The organism is Serratia sp. K1WW1, from assembly GCF_055790865.1.
Genome location: NZ_CM147697.1, coordinates 3,365,629 through 3,384,433, shown reverse-complemented (window position 1 = coordinate 3,384,433; position 18,805 = coordinate 3,365,629). Strand labels below are relative to the sequence as shown.

Sequence of the window (18,805 nt, the reverse complement as noted above, 5' to 3'; positions counted from 1 at the left end):
AACGGTTGCGTCGCTTACAAGGGGAACACATGACGTATCAACAGGCTGGGCGCGTTGCCATACTGAAACGCATTTTCGGATGGGTCGTTTTCATCCCGGCGTTACTTTCAACGCTGGTTTCACTGCTGGGTTTTGTTTATCAACACAGTGAGAAGTCCAGAGGGATCAACGCCGTGATGCTGGATTTTGTCCACGTCATGGTCGACATGGTGCGCTTCAATACGCCATTCCTGAATATCTTCTGGTACAACTCACCGGTACCGGACGTGGATAAGAGCCTGTTTAGCGGCGCTAATCTGATGTTTATCATTATCTATTTCCTGATTTTTGTCGGCCTGGCATTGCAGACTTCCGGTGCGCGCATGTCGCGTCAGGTGAAGTTTATCCGTGAAGGATTGGAAGATCAGATGATCCTGGAACAGGCCAAGGGCAGCGAAGGGCACACGCGTGAGCAATTGGAAGAGCGGGTGACGTTGCCGCACCACACCATATTGCTGCAATACTTCCCGCTGTATATCTTGCCGGTGGTGATCGCCGTGGTGGCTTATTTTGTGCTCAAGCTGCTAGGGCAAATGGCCGGAGTGGCGTAGATCTGCAATGAACGGGCGCCATATGCGGCGCCCATTATATTACAGCGTTTCCGGATGGAGCAGCTTGTCGATGGCCCGCTGTGCCATGACCAGATGTTGGCCGCCAAACAGGTTGCTGCGGTTGAGCAGGTAATAAAGCTGATACAGCGGCTGGCGTTCGATAAACCCGGCCTCCAGTGGCCACACGCTCTGATAGCCGTCATAAATCTGGGCGGGTAATTCAGGATAAAGTGGCAGCATCGCCAAATCACACTCTCTGTCACCCCAGTAGCAGGCTGGATCGAACAGCAAAGGCCCATCCGCGGCCTGAGCACAGTTGGCAGGCCACAGATCGCCGTGCAGCAGGGAAGGCTGTGGCTGATGGTGTTGCAAACGCAGATACACCACGTCAATAATTTCGTCGATATCACCGAAGGTCATGCCCTTTTCCGCCGCCAGCTGTAGCTGCCAGCCGATGCGTTGCTCGGCAAAAAATTCCGCCCAGCGGCGTTGCCAGGCATTGGGCTGCGGAGTGGTGGAAAGGTCGTTATCGAAGTCGAGGCCGAACTGCGGTTGTTCGCTCCACTGGTGCAGGCGGGCCAGTTGTTGCCCGAGGCAGTGCGCCCCGTGCGCATCCAGCGGCTTAAGGGGTTGATACTCCAATAGCAGGAAACTGTAATCGCGATCGCTGCCAACCCCATACACTTCGGGGACGCGCACGGTCTTACTGCGAGCCAGCAGGGCCAGTTGATCGGCCTCCGCAGTAAATATCGGCAGCAGTTCCCGGGTATCACATTTAACAAACACCTCGCTATCACCGTAACTCACGCGCCACGCCGCGTGGATCTCTCCCCCGGGCAGTTCAGTCCTTTCGCGTATTTCTGCGCTGCCAAGATGTTCACTCAACAGACGGCTAACGGCTTGCCACATAGTAATCCCCTTCTGTGTTGCCTGCGATTTCATTAGGTTAGCGTCTTTCCTGCTGCGAAAACACGATGTGGCGCACAGCTGCGCCATCTATTGACGAAAATATCATCGCCGCGTGTCTGGTCAAAGTATATACGCTATTGATTAATTTAAGTACGCTTATGCTGAATGCTGCTTGGTTCAGGCTAACTTGCCGAGTTCCTTGTTACACGGGAAACGGCATAGTAGGGATTTGCCCCTCACCCCAACCCTCTCCCACAGGGAGAGGGGGCTGGAGCGGAGCCGCGGGTAGGGGCAGCAGTCAGTCTGTGGCACATTCTGTTCCCTCTCCTGGGGGAGAGGGTTAGGGTGAGGGCGGCTTAATGGTTTTTAACTACGGTGATTTCGTTGCGTTGCACGGGTTTGAAGTGGCTATAGAGCAGGGCGATGACAAACAGCAGCGCCTGCACAATCACGATGCACGGCCCGGTTGCGCCGTCGATATGAAAGCTGATCAGCGTCCCCAGCACGCAGGAAAAAACCGAAGCGACGGTGGCAACGATCAACATCCGGTTGAAACTGCGGCACAGCGTGAACGCAATAATCCCCGGTGCGATCAGCATCGCAATCACCAGGATCACCCCCACCGCCTGTAGCGAGGCCACAATGGTTAACGCCAGCAGGCACAGTAAGCCGTAGTGCAGTAACTTCACCGGCAGGCCGATAACGCGCGCATGATTGGGATCGAAACAGTAGAGCATGAAGTCCTGGCGCTTGAGCAGCACGATCGCCAGCGTGATCCCTGCGATCCACAACGTTTGCCGTAGCTCACCGTCGGTGATCCCCAGCATATTGCCGAACAGGATATGGCTGAGGTGTTGATCGGTATCGATGCGGGCAAACAGCACCAGCCCAAAGGCAAACATGCCGGAGAATACGATCCCCATTACCGTGTCTTCCTTTACCCGGCTATGTTCTTTCAGATAGCCCGTCGCGACTGCGCAGAAAATGCCGGAAAGAAATGCGCCAATCACCAGCGGAATACCGAACACAAAGGCCAGCACAATGCCGGGGAGCACGGCGTGAGAAATGGCATCACCCATCAGTGACCAGCCTTTCAATACCAGATAGCAAGACAGCACGGCGCAGACGACACCGGTGACGATAGCCGCGATGATGGCGCGTTGCATAAAGGGATAGGCGAACGGCTCAGAGAGCCATTGCAACAGGAGTTCCATCAGTTGCCCTCCGGAGAGTTGCCACGATTTACGCGACGTTTTGAGGCTAACAGCCCGTGCTTCGGTGCGAACAGGAAGGCCGCCAGGAACACCAGCGTTTGCAGCGTGACGATCACGCCGCCGGTTGCCCCATCGACGAAGAAGCTGAGGTAGGCACCCAGGCCGCTGGTAAAGGCACCGATCGCGATGGCGATAATCACCAGCCGGCCAAAACGGTCGGTCAGCAGATAGGCGGTAGCACCGGGAGTGATCACCATGGCGATCACCAGGATGGCGCCGACGGTTTGCAGCGCGGCCACGGTGCAGGCGCTAAGCAGGGTAAAGAACAGGATCTTCAACTTTAGTGGCGAAAGCCCGATCGATACCGCGTGGTTTTCATCGAAAAATACCGCCAGCAGGTCTTTCCACACCAGGCATAAAATCAGTAACGAAACGCCGATAATAATCTCCACCTGTAACACGTCTTCATCTGCGATGCCGAGAATGTTGCCGAAGATGATCGACTGCACGTTCACTGAGGTGGGGTTGAGCGAAATGATCAACAGGCCGACGGCGAAAAAGGTGGAGAAAATAAAGCCGATAATCGCATCTTCACGCAGGCGGGTAACGTGGCGTACCAACGTCATCGCCAGCGCGGCCAGCATGCCGGTGAAAAACGCACCGGCTGCATAGGGCAGGCCGAGGGCATAGGCACCAGCCACTCCAGGCACCACGGAGTGGGAAAGCGCATCTCCCATCAACGACCAGCCTTTCAGCATCAGATACGCCGACAGAAAAGCGCAGGCCGCGCCGACGATGGCGCTGACCCACATCGCCTTGACCATGTAGTTGTAGTTAAACGGTTGCAGCAGGATCTCGAGCATCAGGGGGTATTCTCCTTTTGCTGGCTTTGCGCCGGAGGATCGCTCTTGGTATGGCCATAAAACACTGCAGGGCGCTCGTCATCGGTGATTACCGTTACGGTGCGGGGATCGTTGTCATCGTGCAGATCGGGCCCGGAGAGGTTGATATGGCGCAATACGCCACCGAACGCCAGTTCCAGATTGCTTTGTGTGAACGTGGTCTCGAGCGGGCCGGCGGCAAGCACGGTACGGTTAATCAGGATCACCCGATCGCAAAACTCCGGTACGCTGCCGAGGTTGTGGGTCGATACCAGGATCAGGTGCCCTTCATCGCGTAGCGAACGTAACAGCTCGATAATGGCGTTCTCGGTTTTGACATCCACGCCGGTAAAAGGCTCATCGAGCAGCAGCACCGTTCCCTGCTGAGCCAGGGCACGGGCCAGGAATACGCGCTTTTTTTGCCCGCCGGAAAGTTCGCCGATCTGTCGGCTACGCAGCTCACTTAGGCCAACGCGCTCCAGCGCCTTATCGACCCGCAGCCGGTCTTCCTTGGTAGGAATGCGCAAGAAGTTCATTTTGCCGTAGCGGCCCATCATCACCACGTCTTCCACCAGCACCGGGAAGTTCCAGTCAACTTCCTCGGTCTGCGGCACGTAGGCGATAATGTTTTTCTTCAGCGCGGCGACAACCGGTTGCCCGCTCAGCATCACCTGGCCAGATGTCGGTTTTACCAGGCCCATGATGCTTTTGAAGAGGGTCGACTTCCCGCTGCCGTTAACCCCCACCAGCGCACAGATCGAACCGCCGCTAAGGGTAAAACTGGCGTTATGGATTGCCGTATGGCCGTTGTTATAGGTGACCGATACGTCATCCACGCTGAGCTCGGGGCGGATAAAGGTCTCTGCACTCATTGATTGAATCCTTTGGCGATGGTTTGCACTGTGGCATTGAGCAGATCGATATAGGTGGGCACCGGCCCGTCGGCGGCAGACAGCGAATCGACGTACAGCACGCCGCCGTATTGTGCGCCGGTTTCTTTGGCCACCTGCTTGGCAGGCTTATCCGAAATGGTGCTTTCGCTGAACACCACCGGAATGTGGTTGGCCCGCACGGTATCAATCACCCGGCGCACCTGCTGCGGTGAGCCCTGTTCGTCGGCATTGATCGGCCACAGATAGACTTCCTGCAGTTGATAGTCTTTGGCCAGATAGCTAAAGGCGCCTTCGCTGGTTACCAGCCAGCGTTGGGCTGCCGGAATACGCGACAAACGCTCGCGTAGCGGGGCATCCAGCGCCGCGATTTTTTCAGCGTAGGCTTTGGCATTGCGGTTATAGGTTTCCGTGTTATCAGGATCGTGCTGTACCAGCGCTTTGCGGATGTTCTCGATGTAGATCAACGCATTGCTTGGCGACATCCAGGCATGGGGGTTTGGATTACCGTTATACGGGCCTTCGTGGATCGGCAGTGGGGTGATCCCCTCGGTCACCACGGCGGCGGGCACCTGCTTGATATTTTCGAAGAAGCGCTGGAACCAGCGCTCCAGGTTCATTCCGTTCCATAAAATCAGATCGGCGTGCTGTGCCTTAACGATATCGCGCGGCGTGGGCTGATAGTCGTGGATTTCCGCCCCAGGCTTGGTGATGGACTCTACCACGGCGGCGTCGCCCGCCACGTTCTGGGCGATATCCTGGATAATGGTGAAGGTGGTCACCACGCGCAGCTTTTCCTTTGCCAAAGCCGGTTGGCTCACAGCAATAATGCTTAGGCATACGCAGAGCAGGGCAAGGGGGCGAAAGTGGGACAAGCTAAAACGACGACGAGTAAATACGTTGTTTTTCATTGGCATGATGACGTCTCCTTATTCAAATGAAAATGATTATCAATATCAATTGAGCGGAAGTCAAGCATCACCAAGCTTTGCCAAGGGGTTATTTTGTTGTTAATGAAATAGTACCGCCATGTGAGTTATAACATTTTATGTATCGGGATGTAACCGCTTAAAGTAGTCACTGCCTGTGACTACCTCCACCTCGGGTTTTGCCCCCAATGCCACCTCGCCCAACCCTTGCGCCAACTGTTTTACATCTTCATGATTTAATGGCGTTGTTAGCGAAAAACTGTTGATCCCCAGCTCATGGGGAATGCCGTTGCTGTCGCTGAGCATGGTGGAAAAACCGGCCAGCGTCATTTGTCCGGTTAATTTGGCTAAATCGGTTAAGCTCTGTTCCGGATAGGTGAAAGTCACCACAAATCCTATGGACGAAGATTGACTCATAAATCACCTCTTGGTATATGGATAGCCTGAGAATAGACCAAAAAAGTTATGCAGGTATCCTTATCCGTTGTATATGCTACGCAACTCATTGAAAGGAGTGAGGGATTCTGTGAAAACAAAAATAGGTTGCCTGATGGCAATCGTACTATTAGCCGGTTGTGCGAAAGATCCGCAAACAACCGGCAACCAGGCAGGCAGTGGCACTTCGGGCGGTTGGCTAAAAACCCCACCGCAAACACCAAGCAACCGTACCGGGACACCGGTCGCTTATAACGATTATATCCGTCAGGCCGCCAGCAACTATGGCGTCGACGAAACGCTGATTAAGGCGATCATTCAGGTGGAGTCCGGGTTTAACCCGAACGTGGTCAGCACCTCGAATGCCGTGGGGCTGATGCAGCTGAAAGCCTCAACCGCTGGACGCGATGCTTACCGTATGAAGGGAAAGAACGGGCAGCCAAGTTCACGTGAGTTGAAGGATCCGGCGGTCAATATTGATCTGGGAACAGCCTATATCAATATTCTTCAAAGCCAGCAGCTAGCCGGGATCACCAATCCACAAACGTTACGCTATGCCACCATCGTTTCCTATGTGAACGGGGCTGGTGCAATGTTACGGACCTTCTCATCGGATAAACGTGTGGCGGTAAACCGCATCAATCAGATGAGCCCGGACGAGTTTTATCAGCACATCCAGAAGAAACACCCGGCACCGCAAGCGCCGCGTTACTTGTGGAAGGTTACCACTGCTTACCAAGCGATGGCCGACTAGCCCAGATTGCCTACAGCCGGCCCCAATAAAGGGCCGGTTTTGCTATTTCTTGCCGATAAAAATGTGCTCCGCATCCCATTTCCGCCGTTCTCCCGCCTTTTGAACTAAAAAACCGCACAAATTGTTAATTTTACATTAACAAAGAAAACTTTACGTTCAATCAGATAGTTACCGGTAACATTGCTGCCAAAGCTCACATTATGACCTTCAAAAAATAAACAATTACGTAACAATATATGTTTAAACTCCGTATAGACCGCGAGGTTGAGGTTAAATAGTTGTGTTTTTTTTTGGAAGGAATGTGCTATGTCGAACGATAAAACCAATAACTCCCGGCGTGATTTCTTGCTGAAGTCGATGACGCTGATCCCCGCAGCCGTTATCGGTGGCAGCGGTGTGAGTGCCCTGACGGCGCCCACACCCGTGCTTGCCGCTAGCGATACCCCCAAGCAGGCTGACTATCAACCCACCTTCTTTACCCCCGAAGAATGGGCCTTTGTCCAGGCGGCGGTCGCGCGTTTGATCCCAGCAGACGAGTGCGGCCCGGGCGCTTTGGAAGCTGGCGTGCCGGAGTTTATCGATCGGCAGATGAATACGCCTTATGCCACCGGTTCAATCTGGTACATGCAAGGGCCGTTTAATCCCGATGTCGCACCGGAAATGGGCTATCAACTGCCGTTGGTGCCGAAACAGATTTATAACCTGGGTATCAGCGACGCGGATGCCTACAGCAAGAAAACGGCAGGAAAAGTATTCACCGAGCTGGATGGCGCACAACAGGATGCGCTGTTGCAGAAGTTTGAATCCGGTGAGGCCGAGTTTGCGCAATTGCCTGCCAAGCTGTTCTTCTCTTATTTATTGCAAAACACCCGTGAAGGGTTTTTCAGCGATCCGATCCATGGCGGTAACAAAGAAATGGTGGGATGGAAGCTGATTAATTTTCCGGGCGCGCGCGCCGACTTTATGGACTGGGTTGAGCGAGGGGAACGTTATCCCTTCCCACCGGTATCTATTCGTGGGGAGAGAGGGTAATTATGGCAACGGTAATGAAGAAGCAGGATGTGGTGATCGTCGGTTTTGGTTGGGTTGGTGCCATTATGGCCAAGGAGTTGACCGAGGCCGGGCTGAACGTGGTGGCGCTTGAGCGTGGCCCGATGCGCGATACCTACCCAGACGGCTCCTACCCGCAGGTGATCGATGAACTGACCTATAATATCCGCCGCAAGCTGTTCCAGGACCTTTCCAAAAGTACGGTGACCATCCGTCACAACACCAGCCAGACCGCAGTGCCTTATCGCCAGTTGGCGGCTTTCCTGCCGGGCACCGGCGTGGGCGGAGCTGGCCTGCACTGGTCTGGCGTGCATTTCCGTATCGATCCTATCGAGCTGCGTATGCGCAGCCATTATGAAGAGCGCTACGGCAAAAGCTTTATTCCAAAAGACATGACGATCCAGGATTTTGGGGTGAGCTACGCCGAGCTGGAGCCGTTCTTCGATAAGGCCGAGAAGGTATTCGGCACTTCCGGCACAGCCTGGTCGGTGAAGGGGCAGTTGGTGGGTAAAGACAAAGGCGGAAACCCCTTTGCACCAGACCGTTCCGACCATTTCCCACTGCCAGCGCAGAAGAACACCTTCTCCGCGCAGCTGTTTGAAAAGGCGGCGCGTGAGGTGGGTTATCACCCTTACAATCTGCCCTCTGCCAATACCTCAGACTCCTATACCAACCCCTATGGCGCGCAGATGGGGCCTTGCAACTTCTGCGGTTATTGCAGCGGTTATGCCTGTTACATGTATTCCAAGGCCTCGCCAAACGTTAATATTCTGCCAGCACTGCGGATGGAGAAGCGCTTTGAGCTGCGCACCAACGCCAACGTGCTGAAGGTTAACCTGACCGCCGACAAAAGCCGGGCGACAGGGGTTAACTATATCGATGCCCAGGGGCGCGAGATTGAACAACCTGCCGATCTGGTGATCCTCGGGGCCTTCCAGTTCCATAATGTGCACCTGATGCTGCTCTCCGGCATTGGCAAACCTTATGATCCACAGACCGGTGAAGGGGTGGTCGGGCGTAATTTTGCCTATCAGAACATGACTACCATCAAGGCGTTCTTCGATAAGGATGTCCACACCAATCCGTTTATTGGCGCGGGCGGTAATGGCGTCGGCGTAGATGATTTCAACGCGGATAACTTTGACCACGGTAAGGAGGGCTTTGTCGGTGGCTCACCGTTCTGGGTTAACCAGGCGGGTACCAAGCCTATCTCCGGCCTGCCGACGCCTCCTGGCACTCCAGCCTGGGGTAGCAAGTGGAAAGCGGCGGTGGCGGATGCCTATACGCACCATGTCTCTATGGATGCGCATGGCGCGCACCAGTCCTATCGTAGCAACTACCTCGATCTCGATCCGACCTATAAGAACGTTTTTGGCCAACCGTTGCTTCGCATGACCTTCGACTGGCAGGAAAATGACATCAAGATGGCGCAGTTTATGTTCAACAAGATGGCCCCGATCGCCAAGGCGATGAATCCGAAACTGATTTCCGGCAGCCCGAAAAACGCCAACAGCCATTTCGATACCAACAGCTACCAAACTACGCACATGAACGGCGGGGCGGTGATGGGAGAAGATCCCAAGACCAGCGCGGTAAACCGTTATCTGCAAAGCTGGGACGTATATAACGTGTTCTCGATCGGCGCATCGGCCTTCCCGCAGGGGCTGGGCTACAACCCGACCGGCACCGTTGCCGCGTTGGCCTATTGGTCTGCCCGTGCCATACGCGAGCAGTATCTGAAAAACCCAGGCCCATTGGTGCAGGCATGAGGATGCGAGTGATGAAAGCTTTGTTTCCCGCACTGGTACTCAGTGCACTGAGTTTCTCCGTTTTGGCGCAGGACGCGGCGGTCAGCAGCGAATTGCTCAAACGGGGTGAATATCTGGCACGAGCCGGTGACTGTGTGGCCTGCCACACCAATGGCAAAAGCGGCGTGCCCTTTGCTGGTGGTTTGGCGATGGAAACGCCGATTGGCACTATCTATTCCACCAACATCACCCCGGACAAAACCACCGGCATTGGCGATTACAGTTTTGAAGATTTCGACAATGCGGTACGTAAAGGCGTCGCCAAGAACGGCAGCACCCTGTACCCGGCGATGCCTTATCCTTCGTTTGCGCTGGTGAAAGAGGAGGATATGCGTGCCATGTATGCCTATTTCATGCATGGCGTGCAACCCGTCGAACAAGCGAACCAAGACTCCGATATTCCCTGGCCGCTGTCCATGCGTTGGCCACTGCACATCTGGCGTTCGATGTTTGCACCCACACCGGTCGATTTCGCGGCAAATGCCAACGCCGATCCGGTTATCGAACGTGGCCGCTATCTGGTCGAAGGGTTGGGGCACTGTGGGGCATGCCATACGCCGCGCAGCCTGACCATGCAAGAGAAGGCGTTGAGCAACACGGAAGGGGATGACTACCTGTCTGGCAGCAACGCACCGATCGACGGTTGGGTGGCATCCAGCCTGCGTGGCGATAATAAAGACGGCCTGGGCACCTGGAGCGAGAGCGAACTGACCGAGTTCCTGAAAACCGGCCGCAACGATAAGTCGGTGGTATTTGGGGGCATGAGCGACGTGGTCGAACATAGCCTGCAATATCTCAGCGATGAGGATTTGACCGCGATTGCCCGCTATCTGAAAACCTTGCCGCCGAAAGACGGTAAACAGCAGGCCGCACCGGTTGAAGACAGCGTCGCTAAAGATTTGTGGCGTGGTAACGACAGCAAGCCCGGAGCCGCGTTGTATGTCGATAACTGTGCCGCTTGCCACCGTACCGATGGTGTTGGGTACAAGCGTGCCTTCCCAGCGCTGAAGGGCAACCCGGTGGTGCAGACCGAAGACGCGACCTCGCTGATCCACATTGTGCTGGTCGGCAATACCACGCCAGCGGTGAAGGGGGCGGTTTCCAACCTCACCATGCCGCCGTTTGGCTGGCGCTTGAACGACCAGCAGGTAGCGGACGTGGTGAACTTTATCCGCTCCAGCTGGGGTAATAACGCCAAAGCCATCAGTGCCTCCGATGTGGCTGACGTGCGTAAGGATCGTTCAATCATCCGCGATGAGAAGGCGATGGGCAGTTCTGCTGTCCCAGAGTCAGCGCCGGTGGGTGCCAAGTAATCTTCCCAGGGGCCTCGTTCGAGGCCCTTTAATCGTCTTAATTATTCTTAATTAAGTTAGAGTTGCTAATCTTTTCCTGATGGTTGTTTTTTTAATCATATTTAGCGGCATGTTACTGGATTTTTAAACTGCTTAATCTAGAACTCTTATCTATTTACGAGATATTACACTTCATATTTTATTTATGTTGCTGTTATTTATTGAGTTGTTGTGGCTTGCTTGGTTGGTGAATAAAAATTTAATTAATGTTATTAATGTTAGTCGCAAGGGAGAGTTGAAACCAAAGGGAGGTTATGGGCGTGATGGTAATAGTTTTATTGATGGTGGTGTACGTATCCATCGCTTTTGAGGTTGATAGGCGTAAGCGTATCTGTATTAGTCTTGGTCGAAGATATACCTACAGAAAGCGCATCAAGTTCAAAAGGAAATGTGCGAGGTTAATCGATACGCTGCTTTTCCGAACATGATGAGTAGCGAGTTGCCCTATTTGGCCAACAACGCAGATTTTTCAGGTGAGATGTCCCGCATGTGGAGTTTTGACGGTTTGCACCCGTTAGCTGTTTTAGTATGCTCTTGGTTATTGAGCATTCGCCAAAGGACATTGTCATGGAAAAAATCGACCTGCATATGCATTCCAATTACAGCGATGATGCAGACTTCCCGGTTGAGACGGTGATCACACGCTGCCTGGCCAACGGCATCAGTACGTTGGCGGTGACCGACCATAATAATGCCAATTCGGTGCCGGAAGCCAAGGCGCTGGCATCATCCAGTCTCAATGTCCTGTCCGGTATCGAGATCGACTGCACCTTCGCTGGGCGTAACTTCCACCTGTTGGGCTACGGGTTTACCCCCAGCAATGACTTTGTGGAAATCTATAACAATTTCAGCGCCATTCAACGGGAACTGACGCCGCAAAAGTTTGCCAAGCTGCGCGGGTTGAAATTCCATCTGGATGAGCAACGCCTGGAGCAGGTATGCGGTGGCGCTATCCCGCAGGAAGAGCAGATGGGCGAGGTGATACTCGACGATCCACGCAATGATGGGCATCCGTTGCTGATGCCTTATCGGCCCGGCGGGGAAAGGGCCGATATGCCGTTAATCAACTTCTATTGGGACTTCTTTGGCCCAGGGAAGGTGTGCTATATGCCGGTCACCTATCCCGCCATGAGCCGGATGGTGGAGGTGATCCGCCATAACGGGGGAATACCGATCCTGGCGCATATCGGTGCCAATGTTAAGCAGGACCATTCTCAAGTCATCGATGACATGTTGAAGATTGGCGTGATGGGGGTCGAGGTGTTCTCAAGCTATCATTCACCCGAATTGGCCAGCCAGCTGTATGAGTTTACCGTGGGCCGCTCGGCGTTTGTTACCTGCGGCAGCGATTTCCATGGGCGTAACAAGCCCAAAATAGAAGTAGGGCAATGTGCTTACGGCCCGCAGCATATTGGTGAAATTCGCCGGTTTGTCGCCGCCGCCAGCGCCTAAGCTTTGTCTCATTCCCTATGGCTCGTGGGCGGCATAGGCTGCTCACGAAGCGCGCAGTTAACCGCCGAAATATAGACCATGCCAGAGATTTTCTTTATCCTTTGCCGTCCTTTTATCAGGTAGGTGAATTTCTCTCGCCATTAATATCCTGTTTTATATAAACATTCTACGGAGAAGGGAGTTTCCGTCGGGCGCAATCGTTGGCGCTGTAGATTAAGGTAAGCTGTCTCATGAGTACGATTTCTCCAGATCATGGTAGGTTGGCCATTGCTCAACCTGCCAAATGGAACAAGACCGACACCGTCTGGATGTTCGGGCTTTACGCCACGGCCGTGGGTGCCGGCACCTTGTTTCTGCCGATCAATGCCGGTCTGAATGGCCCGCTGGTGCTGTTATTGATGGCACTGTTCGCTTTCCCTCTGACCTATTTACCCCATCTGGCGCTAACCCGCTTTGTCCTTTCCGGCTCCAGCCGTGATGGCAACATTCAGGACGTGGTGGTCGAGCATTTCGGCGTGTTAGCCGGCAAGATCATTATGGTGCTGTACCTGATGGCGTTTTTCCCCATCGTGCTGGTCTACAGTATTTCCATCACCAACGCGTTGGACAGCTTCCTGACTCACCAATTTCACTTCGCCCCGGTACCCCGCATCTGGCTGAGTTTGGCGGTGGTGGTGGTGCTCAATCTGGTGCTGTTGCGTGGAAAGGATACGATCGTGGCCGCGATGGGCGTTCTGGTATTCCCATTGCTGGTGTTTCTGATGGGGATTTCGCTCTATCTGGTACCCACCTGGCAGACCGAGAACTTTGTCAGTGGTTTGGCCAATACGCAATTTGACAGCCCCGATCTGTGGCACTCGCTGTGGTTGGCGGTCCCGGTGATGGTCTTTTCCTTTAGCCATGCGCCGATCATTTCGTCGTTCGCTTCCACCCAAAAAAGCTTATATGGTGACAAGGCCGAGCGCCGTTGTGCGCGGATTATGCGTTACAGCTACCTGCTGATTTGCGTCACCGTGCTGTTCTTCGTGTTCAGCTGCGTGCTGAGTCTTTCGCACCAGGAGATGGAGCAGGCGAAAGCACAGAACATCACGGTGTTGACCACCCTGGCCAACAAGTTTTCCAACCCGCTGATTGCCTATCTTGGGCCGGTGATGGCGATGTTGGCGATGGCAAAGTCCTATCTTGGCACTTCATTAGGCGTCACCGAAGGGGCAACCAGCCTGATCGATGGGCTAACACGCGCCGTTGGCAAGCCACTAACTGCAGTCACAACCCATCGTATTTCCGGCGTGGTGCTGTTCTTGCTCACCTGGGCGGCCACCGTCTGGAATCCGAGCGCCTTGCATATCATTGAAACCATCAGCGGTCCGCTGATTGCGGTGATCCTGTTTATTCTGCCGATGTATGCGGTGCGCGCGGTTCCGGCTATGCGCCGTTATCGAGCTTTGAGCAATGTCTTTGTGCTGGTGATGGGGCTGATTGCGCTTTCCGCTTTGGTTTACGGTTTGGCATAGAGACAGGTTTGGCCCCGCAACGGCGGGGCCGATCGGGTCAGGTCACAGGCACGTAAGTAGAGATCAGCTCCAACACGCCGTTGATAATAAACTGCACGCCCATGCACACCAGCAGGAAGCCCATCAGGCGGGAAATGGCCTCGATACCGCTTTCGCCAACCAGTTTCATGATCGCCGTGGAGCTGCGTAAACAGACCCACAGAATGATCGCTATCGACAGGAAAATGGCCACCGGTGCGGCCAACAGCACCCAGGGGGCAAAGCCTAGCGTATTCTCGTGGACGCTGGATGCGGTGGTGATGATCATGGCAATAGTCCCCGGCCCGGCGGTACTTGGCATGGCCAGTGGGACAAAGGCGATATTAGCCGAGGTTTTCTTGTGCAGTTCTCTGCTTTTGGATTCTACCTCAGGTGCTTCATCGGCACTTTGCTGTGGGAATAACATGCGAAAACCGATAAAGGCGACAATCAAACCCCCGGCGATCCGCAGGCCGGGGATGGAAATCCCAAAGGTGCTCATGACAAGTTGACCGGCATAGAACGCCACCGTCATGATGCAGAACACATAGACCGAAGCCATCAGCGATTGATGGTTGCGCTCTTCGTTGGTCATATTTCCCGACAGACCAAGCAGCAACGCCACGGTGGTGAGCGGGTTGGCCAGTGGCAACAGTAGGGCTAGCCCCAGCCCGATGGCCTGAAACAACTGCAGAATACTCGACATAAAACAAACCCCAGCAAGAGAATGAAATGGGGGCGCAGTCACTACGCCCAAAAAATAGTGTGACTACCAGCGTCAGACCAGACGCTCAATTTTTCTGTGTCGCCATACCAACCTATAAAACGTTGTCTGCAATGCCAACATTGTCAAATAGGCGATAGGGAACGCCATCCATACCCCCTCTAATCCGAAGTGATTGCTGAGCAGATAGGCCGCTGGCAACTGTACGGCCACGATGCAGAGAATGGAGATCGTCACGGGTACCAACACCACGCCGCTGGCGCGCATGATGCCGCCGACAATCGCCTGGAAACCAAATACCAGCATGCTCCACAGCATGATATGCAATAAATGCTCCGCTTCTGCCAAGACTACCGGGCTGGTCAGGAACAAACCCAGCAGCCAATGTGACAGCAGGTAGACCAGAATAATCAACGAACCGGTCAGCCAGAGGTTGATATACAACCCGGTACGCAAGATGGGGGCAATGCGTTCGGTTTTGCCAGCGCCGATGGCCTGAGCACCCAAAATAGAGGCGGTGATGGCAATCGACAGGGCAGGGAATTGCACATAGTTAACGATCTGTGTCACTGCGCCGTAAGCTGCCGTGGCATCCGAACCGTGGCGGTTGACCAGCGTCAGGATGATCAATTCAGAGATAGAAATTACCACCATTTGTAAACCGGTGGGCAGGCCAATACGTAACACTTTGCGTAGCACCACCGTATCCAGCTTGAGCGCGGCCAGCATGGCCCGATCGGGGGCCAGCACGTGTTTTTTGCGGCGCAGGCGCAATGTCAGATACACCATCGCCAGTGCGTTACCGACCATACCCGCCAGAGCCGCGCTCTGTATGCCCATGGGGGCAAAGCCCAGCCAGCCTCGGATCAGGGCCGGGGTGAGCAGCAAGCCGACGATGGTAGACAGCAGTAGGGCCAAGAGTGGTGAGACCGTGTCACTGACGCCGCGCAGCAGTTGGGTGAACAACACAAATACCAGCAGCAACGGCATAATCAGCATCATGATGCGGGCGTAAGAGACCGCCTCTTCCAGCACGTCTGCTGGCGTGCCTAGCGCTTGTAGCGCCTGGCGGGCGAACAGACTGCCAAATACTGCCGCCAGTAAGCCAAGCGTCACGCCCAGCATCAAGGCCGTGCCGGCAATGGTTTTGACTTTTTCTGGTTCATTCGCCCCCCATGCCTGCCCAATCAGCACCGAGGCACCGGCACCCACGCCAATCACCAGTGAGATAAAGAAGAACACTACCGGGAACATGCCGGAGATGGCGGCCAGCGCATGGGTGCCGAGCATCTGGCCGATATAGATGCCGTTCAGCGTGCCGGAAAATCCTTGCAGGAAGTTGGACAGCACCATGGGCACCAAAAAGATCAGATAGATGCGCCAAAGCGGTGGCTGCTTGTGCTGCGGACGGGTTTGCATTTAATCGTTTTTCCTGCGCCTGGAAGGCGTGTAAAGAGCTCTAGTTATACTGAAACTCATATGTAGGGGCGCCGCATTCGGCACCCGCCGGGTTATATCACCGGGGGAACGCATCGCGAGTCATCCAAGCCAGATGTGACTGGATATCAGCAGGCCAGTGCACAATGCGTTCGGCAAACAGCTTGCCATCGTGGCCAAACAGTGCACGCGTGGCTTCTTCATAGCCTGGTAAAGAGCCGGCGATGGCGCTCATAAAGCGATAGGCGTTCTCTTTGATACGGCGCTCATTATCCTGCTCGACCGTGGTGCGCCGAGCCTCATCAACCAGGCGACGCAGCGCTGCAGAAGCCCCACCACGCTGTTGTGCCAGCCATTCCCAATGACGGGGCAGGAGGGTCACCTCGCGGGCCACCACGCCGAGCTTGGGCCGACCAACGGAGGGCTGGGCTGCCGGTTCACTATCAAGCTCAGCGACATCGCCACCAGGCTGAGGCCAAACGTAGCCTGCTGGCCAAGGGTAATCCACTTGGGAGCCGGTAGCATCATCAAACACTAACAGCCCCCCGGCAGTGAGATCCAGCGCAGCCAGTGCTTGTGCAACTTCGGCATAAGACCCGGTGGCTACCCGTTGATGCTGCAAGAAGGCGGTGCAGCTTGGCGTACTGATAGTTTTCATGTTCTTTATACCCGGGTTAAATTATTTTACCCGGGTAATTTGGCTGAATTACCGTGGTAAGTCAAGCTCAGATCGATTCTGCTGCAGAGTAAACTGCGCTTTATTTATCCTCTACAGTTTTAATGTTACTATTCGCAAGGCTGTGAACAGCCACTGGAGGTTCGCGTGTGACTAAAGTGGTTGCCGTGTGGATGATGGCTTCGGCTGGGGGTGCCTTCCAGCTTCATGCGGTTTATGTGGTGGCGCAGCTTGTTCTGTAGGTGCGCGGGTAACGTATAGAAAGCAGATTGCGGTGTGATCTGTTGCATGGAATAGTTTATCACCAGTGATATGATGTCTCGATATGTCATCATTCTCAGAGATTGTAATGAAAAAGTTACTAATGGCGCTGTTGGTTGCTGTGGGCACTATCCCCACGTTATCAATAGCTGGTGTTTGTAGTTTACGTTTTACGGGTCTATCCATAAACCACGCGGAAGAAGTCTGTTACAAAGGTGATGTTCAATTTAGAGATATTGATGAGCCTCATAGGGTTGTTGGCGGCGCTATGTCAAAAGACGAAACAACTATCATTGAGATGATCGAGTACACAGAACGCTCCCCTACAGATAAAAAAACAAAAAATTATTATAACGTAGGTCTGTTAATGTATAAAATTTCAGATGGTTCTGTTACTCAGGAGTTTATTGCAAAAGGTAAAGGTATCTCTGGCGGAGAGCATTCTGGAATCTGTGATTTCAATAGCGTTGCTCTATCGCAAAATGGCGGGGAAACATATATAGAATGCCCGGATGGCAATGAATTTAGTTCCATATATATTTTAAATAACACCGACAAAAACATTTCGAAAGAAATAGCAAAGGGTAGTGTGGTGGGAGTTGTTAACTACGGTGAATTCGCTAACCATCTACTTGTTTTTCAGAGAAATAAAAACAAGTCAGGTGGGTATTATGACAGCTACTACTTGATTTCACCTGATGGAAAAAAAAGAAAAAGATTAACTGATGATGCAAAGTCAGCTTGCGCTTTCTTAAGAGAAAATGGCGGTGACAGATGCCAACTATAAATTTTTTCTTGATTTTATTCATATGAAATAGCCCTTACTCAAAAAGCCCGCTCAGGTGGGCTTTTTGTTGATAGACCTTGCGCTGATGTAGCCCAACCAACTAGAAAGACCACCATCAACCCGCCATCGAGCGGTTTTTTTTGTGCACAGAAAACCTCCAGCTAGGCTGGAGGTTCCGCAAAGCTTTCAGCTTTGAGCCAGTTATAAAAACCCCTTTTTATTTGTTAAAACAGTTTGCGGTCTGGCAACTGCAAACGTTCAACAAGAAATAAAAAGGGGGTCCCTATGAGGGACGAAAAGAGCTTAGCGCACACGCGATGGAACTGTAAATATCACATAGTATTTGCGCCGTAGTACCGAAGAAAGGTGTTCTACGGGGAAAAGCGTAAAGCGATTGGCAGTATCTTAAGAAAGCTGTGCGAATGGAAAAACGTGAATATTCTGGAAGCGGAATGTTGTGTGGATCACATCCATATGCTTCTGGAAATCCTGCCCAAGATGAGTGTGTCGGGTTTTATGGGATACCTGAAGGGAAAGAGTAGCCTGATGCTTTATGAGCAGTTTGGCGATTTGAAGTTCAAATACCGTAACAGGGAGTTCTGGTGCCGAGGGTGTTACGTTGATACGGTTGGTAAAAATACAGCCAGGATACAAGAATACATAAAGCACCAACTGGAAGAGGATAAAATGGGTGAGCAGTTGTCGACCCCCTATCCGGGTAGCCCGTTTACGGGCAGTAAGTAATCCATAAATGCAAATGTCAGATCGCAATGCGCCTGTTAGGGCGCGGCTGGCAACAGAGCCTTATAGACGCATATGAAAAACCTCCGGCTATGCCGGAGGATATTTATTACACCTGGAGTAACCGTAACCATGTCAGATTTACCGGTTGTCATTACACAAGCGGGGGCGCAGCCTACCCAGCAGCAGGATCTGTACGACAAGCTGATCACCAGTGTGGCCGCTAAGGTATGCGAGTTTGACGATCTGGTGGTGTGAGTTGTTCATTAAGTAACAGCTAGAAGTCGCGTAAACCATGATGTTAGAATGGTCAGTCCGTTATCACGTCACACCATGGGTACATTTTGAATTGTGTACATATGAGTGTACATATTTGGCAGAGT

18 protein-coding genes and 1 pseudogene are annotated in these 18,805 nt (G+C 53.3%); 10 read left to right on the top strand and 9 right to left on the bottom strand.

What is annotated here, in order from left to right; all coding sequences use genetic code 11:
- Window positions 1–29 precede the first annotated feature (29 nt).
- On the top strand, window positions 30–590 hold the full coding sequence (locus ACX9GU_RS15310; protein ID WP_021178205.1) for a YniB family protein: 561 nt from the start codon (window positions 30–32) through the stop codon (window positions 588–590).
- A 39-nt stretch (window positions 591–629) separates the two neighbouring features.
- Here the strand turns inward: ACX9GU_RS15310 and ACX9GU_RS15305 are convergent, their stop codons facing one another.
- From ACX9GU_RS15305 to ghoS, 6 genes are all read right to left on the bottom strand, one after another.
- A complete protein-coding gene (locus ACX9GU_RS15305) occupies window positions 630–1,499 on the bottom strand; it encodes a fructosamine kinase family protein (RefSeq protein WP_418348223.1) in 870 nt (289 codons plus the stop codon).
- A gap of 356 nt (window positions 1,500–1,855) precedes the next feature.
- Window positions 1,856–2,713 carry a metal ABC transporter permease gene (locus ACX9GU_RS15300; protein ID WP_179250315.1) on the bottom strand — a complete coding sequence of 286 codons (858 nt, stop codon included), beginning with the start codon at window positions 2,711–2,713 and terminating at the stop codon, window positions 1,856–1,858.
- Complete coding sequence (locus ACX9GU_RS15295) at window positions 2,713–3,576, bottom strand: metal ABC transporter permease (protein ID WP_473192102.1); 864 nt, start codon at window positions 3,574–3,576, stop codon at window positions 2,713–2,715. Before ACX9GU_RS15295 ends, ACX9GU_RS15300 begins: the two co-directional genes overlap by 1 nt.
- Window positions 3,576–4,466: a manganese/iron ABC transporter ATP-binding protein gene (locus ACX9GU_RS15290; protein WP_021178200.1), complete on the bottom strand. Its 891-nt coding sequence runs from the start codon at window positions 4,464–4,466 to the stop codon at window positions 3,576–3,578. Before ACX9GU_RS15290 ends, ACX9GU_RS15295 begins: the two co-directional genes overlap by 1 nt.
- Window positions 4,463–5,401, bottom strand: a complete 939-nt coding sequence (locus ACX9GU_RS15285; RefSeq protein ID WP_473192101.1) for a metal ABC transporter substrate-binding protein — start codon at window positions 5,399–5,401, stop codon at window positions 4,463–4,465. Before ACX9GU_RS15285 ends, ACX9GU_RS15290 begins: the two co-directional genes overlap by 4 nt.
- A 129-nt stretch (window positions 5,402–5,530) precedes the next feature.
- Entirely contained in the window at window positions 5,531–5,830 is a 300-nt protein-coding gene (gene ghoS / locus ACX9GU_RS15280; RefSeq protein ID WP_473192100.1) for a type V toxin-antitoxin system endoribonuclease antitoxin GhoS, read from the bottom strand.
- A 109-nt stretch (window positions 5,831–5,939) separates the two neighbouring features.
- Between ghoS and ACX9GU_RS15275 the strand changes: the two genes are divergently transcribed.
- The 6 genes from ACX9GU_RS15275 (at window position 5,940) to ACX9GU_RS15250 (ending at window position 13,778) form a co-directional block, all read left to right on the top strand.
- Complete coding sequence (locus tag ACX9GU_RS15275; protein ID WP_021178197.1) at window positions 5,940–6,602, top strand: transglycosylase SLT domain-containing protein; 663 nt, start codon at window positions 5,940–5,942, stop codon at window positions 6,600–6,602.
- A gap of 306 nt (window positions 6,603–6,908) precedes the next feature.
- Complete coding sequence (locus ACX9GU_RS15270) at window positions 6,909–7,634, top strand: gluconate 2-dehydrogenase subunit 3 family protein (protein ID WP_473192099.1); 726 nt, start codon at window positions 6,909–6,911, stop codon at window positions 7,632–7,634.
- 2 nt (window positions 7,635–7,636) lie between these two features.
- Window positions 7,637–9,421, top strand: coding sequence for a GMC family oxidoreductase (locus ACX9GU_RS15265; RefSeq protein ID WP_473192098.1), 1,785 nt, complete (start codon window positions 7,637–7,639; stop codon window positions 9,419–9,421).
- 11 nt (window positions 9,422–9,432) lie between these two features.
- Window positions 9,433–10,773, top strand: a complete 1,341-nt coding sequence (locus ACX9GU_RS15260; RefSeq protein WP_473192097.1) for a c-type cytochrome — start codon at window positions 9,433–9,435, stop codon at window positions 10,771–10,773.
- Window positions 10,774–11,379: 606 nt separating this feature from the next.
- Window positions 11,380–12,264 (top strand): PHP domain-containing protein, encoded by an 885-nt coding sequence (locus ACX9GU_RS15255; RefSeq protein ID WP_473192096.1) that lies wholly within the window; start codon window positions 11,380–11,382, stop codon window positions 12,262–12,264.
- A gap of 230 nt (window positions 12,265–12,494) precedes the next feature.
- Window positions 12,495–13,778 (top strand): SLC5/6 family protein, encoded by a 1,284-nt coding sequence (locus ACX9GU_RS15250; RefSeq protein ID WP_473192095.1) that lies wholly within the window; start codon window positions 12,495–12,497, stop codon window positions 13,776–13,778.
- Between the two features lie 37 nt (window positions 13,779–13,815).
- Here ACX9GU_RS15250 and ACX9GU_RS15245 read toward each other — a convergent pair whose 3' ends face one another.
- The 3 genes from ACX9GU_RS15245 to ACX9GU_RS15235 all read right to left on the bottom strand — a co-directional run bounded on the left by ACX9GU_RS15245 (window position 13,816) and on the right by ACX9GU_RS15235 (window position 16,615).
- Window positions 13,816–14,502, bottom strand: a complete 687-nt coding sequence (locus ACX9GU_RS15245) for a MarC family NAAT transporter (RefSeq protein WP_473192094.1) — start codon at window positions 14,500–14,502, stop codon at window positions 13,816–13,818.
- Window positions 14,503–14,574: 72 nt separating this feature from the next.
- Complete coding sequence (locus ACX9GU_RS15240) at window positions 14,575–15,939, bottom strand: MATE family efflux transporter (protein ID WP_024485854.1); 1,365 nt, start codon at window positions 15,937–15,939, stop codon at window positions 14,575–14,577.
- Between the two features lie 97 nt (window positions 15,940–16,036).
- Entirely contained in the window at window positions 16,037–16,615 is a 579-nt protein-coding gene (locus tag ACX9GU_RS15235) for a DUF2239 family protein (protein WP_473192093.1), read from the bottom strand.
- 367 nt (window positions 16,616–16,982) lie between these two features.
- Between ACX9GU_RS15235 and ACX9GU_RS15230 the strand changes: the two genes are divergently transcribed.
- The 3 genes and pseudogenes from ACX9GU_RS15230 (at window position 16,983) to ACX9GU_RS15220 (ending at window position 18,680) form a co-directional block, all read left to right on the top strand.
- Window positions 16,983–17,681, top strand: coding sequence for a hypothetical protein (locus tag ACX9GU_RS15230; protein ID WP_473192092.1), 699 nt, complete (start codon window positions 16,983–16,985; stop codon window positions 17,679–17,681).
- A gap of 285 nt (window positions 17,682–17,966) precedes the next feature.
- Window positions 17,967–18,425, top strand: a pseudogene (gene tnpA / locus ACX9GU_RS15225) (IS200/IS605 family transposase).
- A gap of 129 nt (window positions 18,426–18,554) precedes the next feature.
- Window positions 18,555–18,680 (top strand): hypothetical protein, encoded by a 126-nt coding sequence (locus ACX9GU_RS15220; protein WP_473192091.1) that lies wholly within the window; start codon window positions 18,555–18,557, stop codon window positions 18,678–18,680.
- Window positions 18,681–18,805 lie beyond the last annotated feature (125 nt).

Coding starts and splice junctions, on each gene's coding strand:
- ACX9GU_RS15310 (WP_021178205.1), top strand. CDS start 30: ATGACGTATCAACAGGCTGGGCGCGTTGCCATACTGAAACGCATTTTC.
- ACX9GU_RS15305 (WP_418348223.1), bottom strand. CDS start 1,499: ATGTGGCAAGCCGTTAGCCGTCTGTTGAGTGAACATCTTGGCAGCGCA.
- ACX9GU_RS15300 (WP_179250315.1), bottom strand. CDS start 2,713: ATGGAACTCCTGTTGCAATGGCTCTCTGAGCCGTTCGCCTATCCCTTT.
- ACX9GU_RS15295 (WP_473192102.1), bottom strand. CDS start 3,576: ATGCTCGAGATCCTGCTGCAACCGTTTAACTACAACTACATGGTCAAG.
- ACX9GU_RS15290 (WP_021178200.1), bottom strand. CDS start 4,466: ATGAGTGCAGAGACCTTTATCCGCCCCGAGCTCAGCGTGGATGACGTA.
- ACX9GU_RS15285 (WP_473192101.1), bottom strand. CDS start 5,401: ATGCCAATGAAAAACAACGTATTTACTCGTCGTCGTTTTAGCTTGTCC.
- ghoS (WP_473192100.1), bottom strand. CDS start 5,830: ATGAGTCAATCTTCGTCCATAGGATTTGTGGTGACTTTCACCTATCCG.
- ACX9GU_RS15270 (WP_473192099.1), top strand. CDS start 6,909: ATGTCGAACGATAAAACCAATAACTCCCGGCGTGATTTCTTGCTGAAG.
- ACX9GU_RS15265 (WP_473192098.1), top strand. CDS start 7,637: ATGGCAACGGTAATGAAGAAGCAGGATGTGGTGATCGTCGGTTTTGGT.
- ACX9GU_RS15260 (WP_473192097.1), top strand. CDS start 9,433: ATGAAAGCTTTGTTTCCCGCACTGGTACTCAGTGCACTGAGTTTCTCC.
- ACX9GU_RS15255 (WP_473192096.1), top strand. CDS start 11,380: ATGGAAAAAATCGACCTGCATATGCATTCCAATTACAGCGATGATGCA.
- ACX9GU_RS15250 (WP_473192095.1), top strand. CDS start 12,495: ATGAGTACGATTTCTCCAGATCATGGTAGGTTGGCCATTGCTCAACCT.
- ACX9GU_RS15245 (WP_473192094.1), bottom strand. CDS start 14,502: ATGTCGAGTATTCTGCAGTTGTTTCAGGCCATCGGGCTGGGGCTAGCC.
- ACX9GU_RS15240 (WP_024485854.1), bottom strand. CDS start 15,939: ATGCAAACCCGTCCGCAGCACAAGCAGCCACCGCTTTGGCGCATCTAT.
- ACX9GU_RS15235 (WP_473192093.1), bottom strand. CDS start 16,615: ATGAAAACTATCAGTACGCCAAGCTGCACCGCCTTCTTGCAGCATCAA.
- ACX9GU_RS15230 (WP_473192092.1), top strand. CDS start 16,983: ATGAAAAAGTTACTAATGGCGCTGTTGGTTGCTGTGGGCACTATCCCC.
- ACX9GU_RS15220 (WP_473192091.1), top strand. CDS start 18,555: ATGTCAGATTTACCGGTTGTCATTACACAAGCGGGGGCGCAGCCTACC.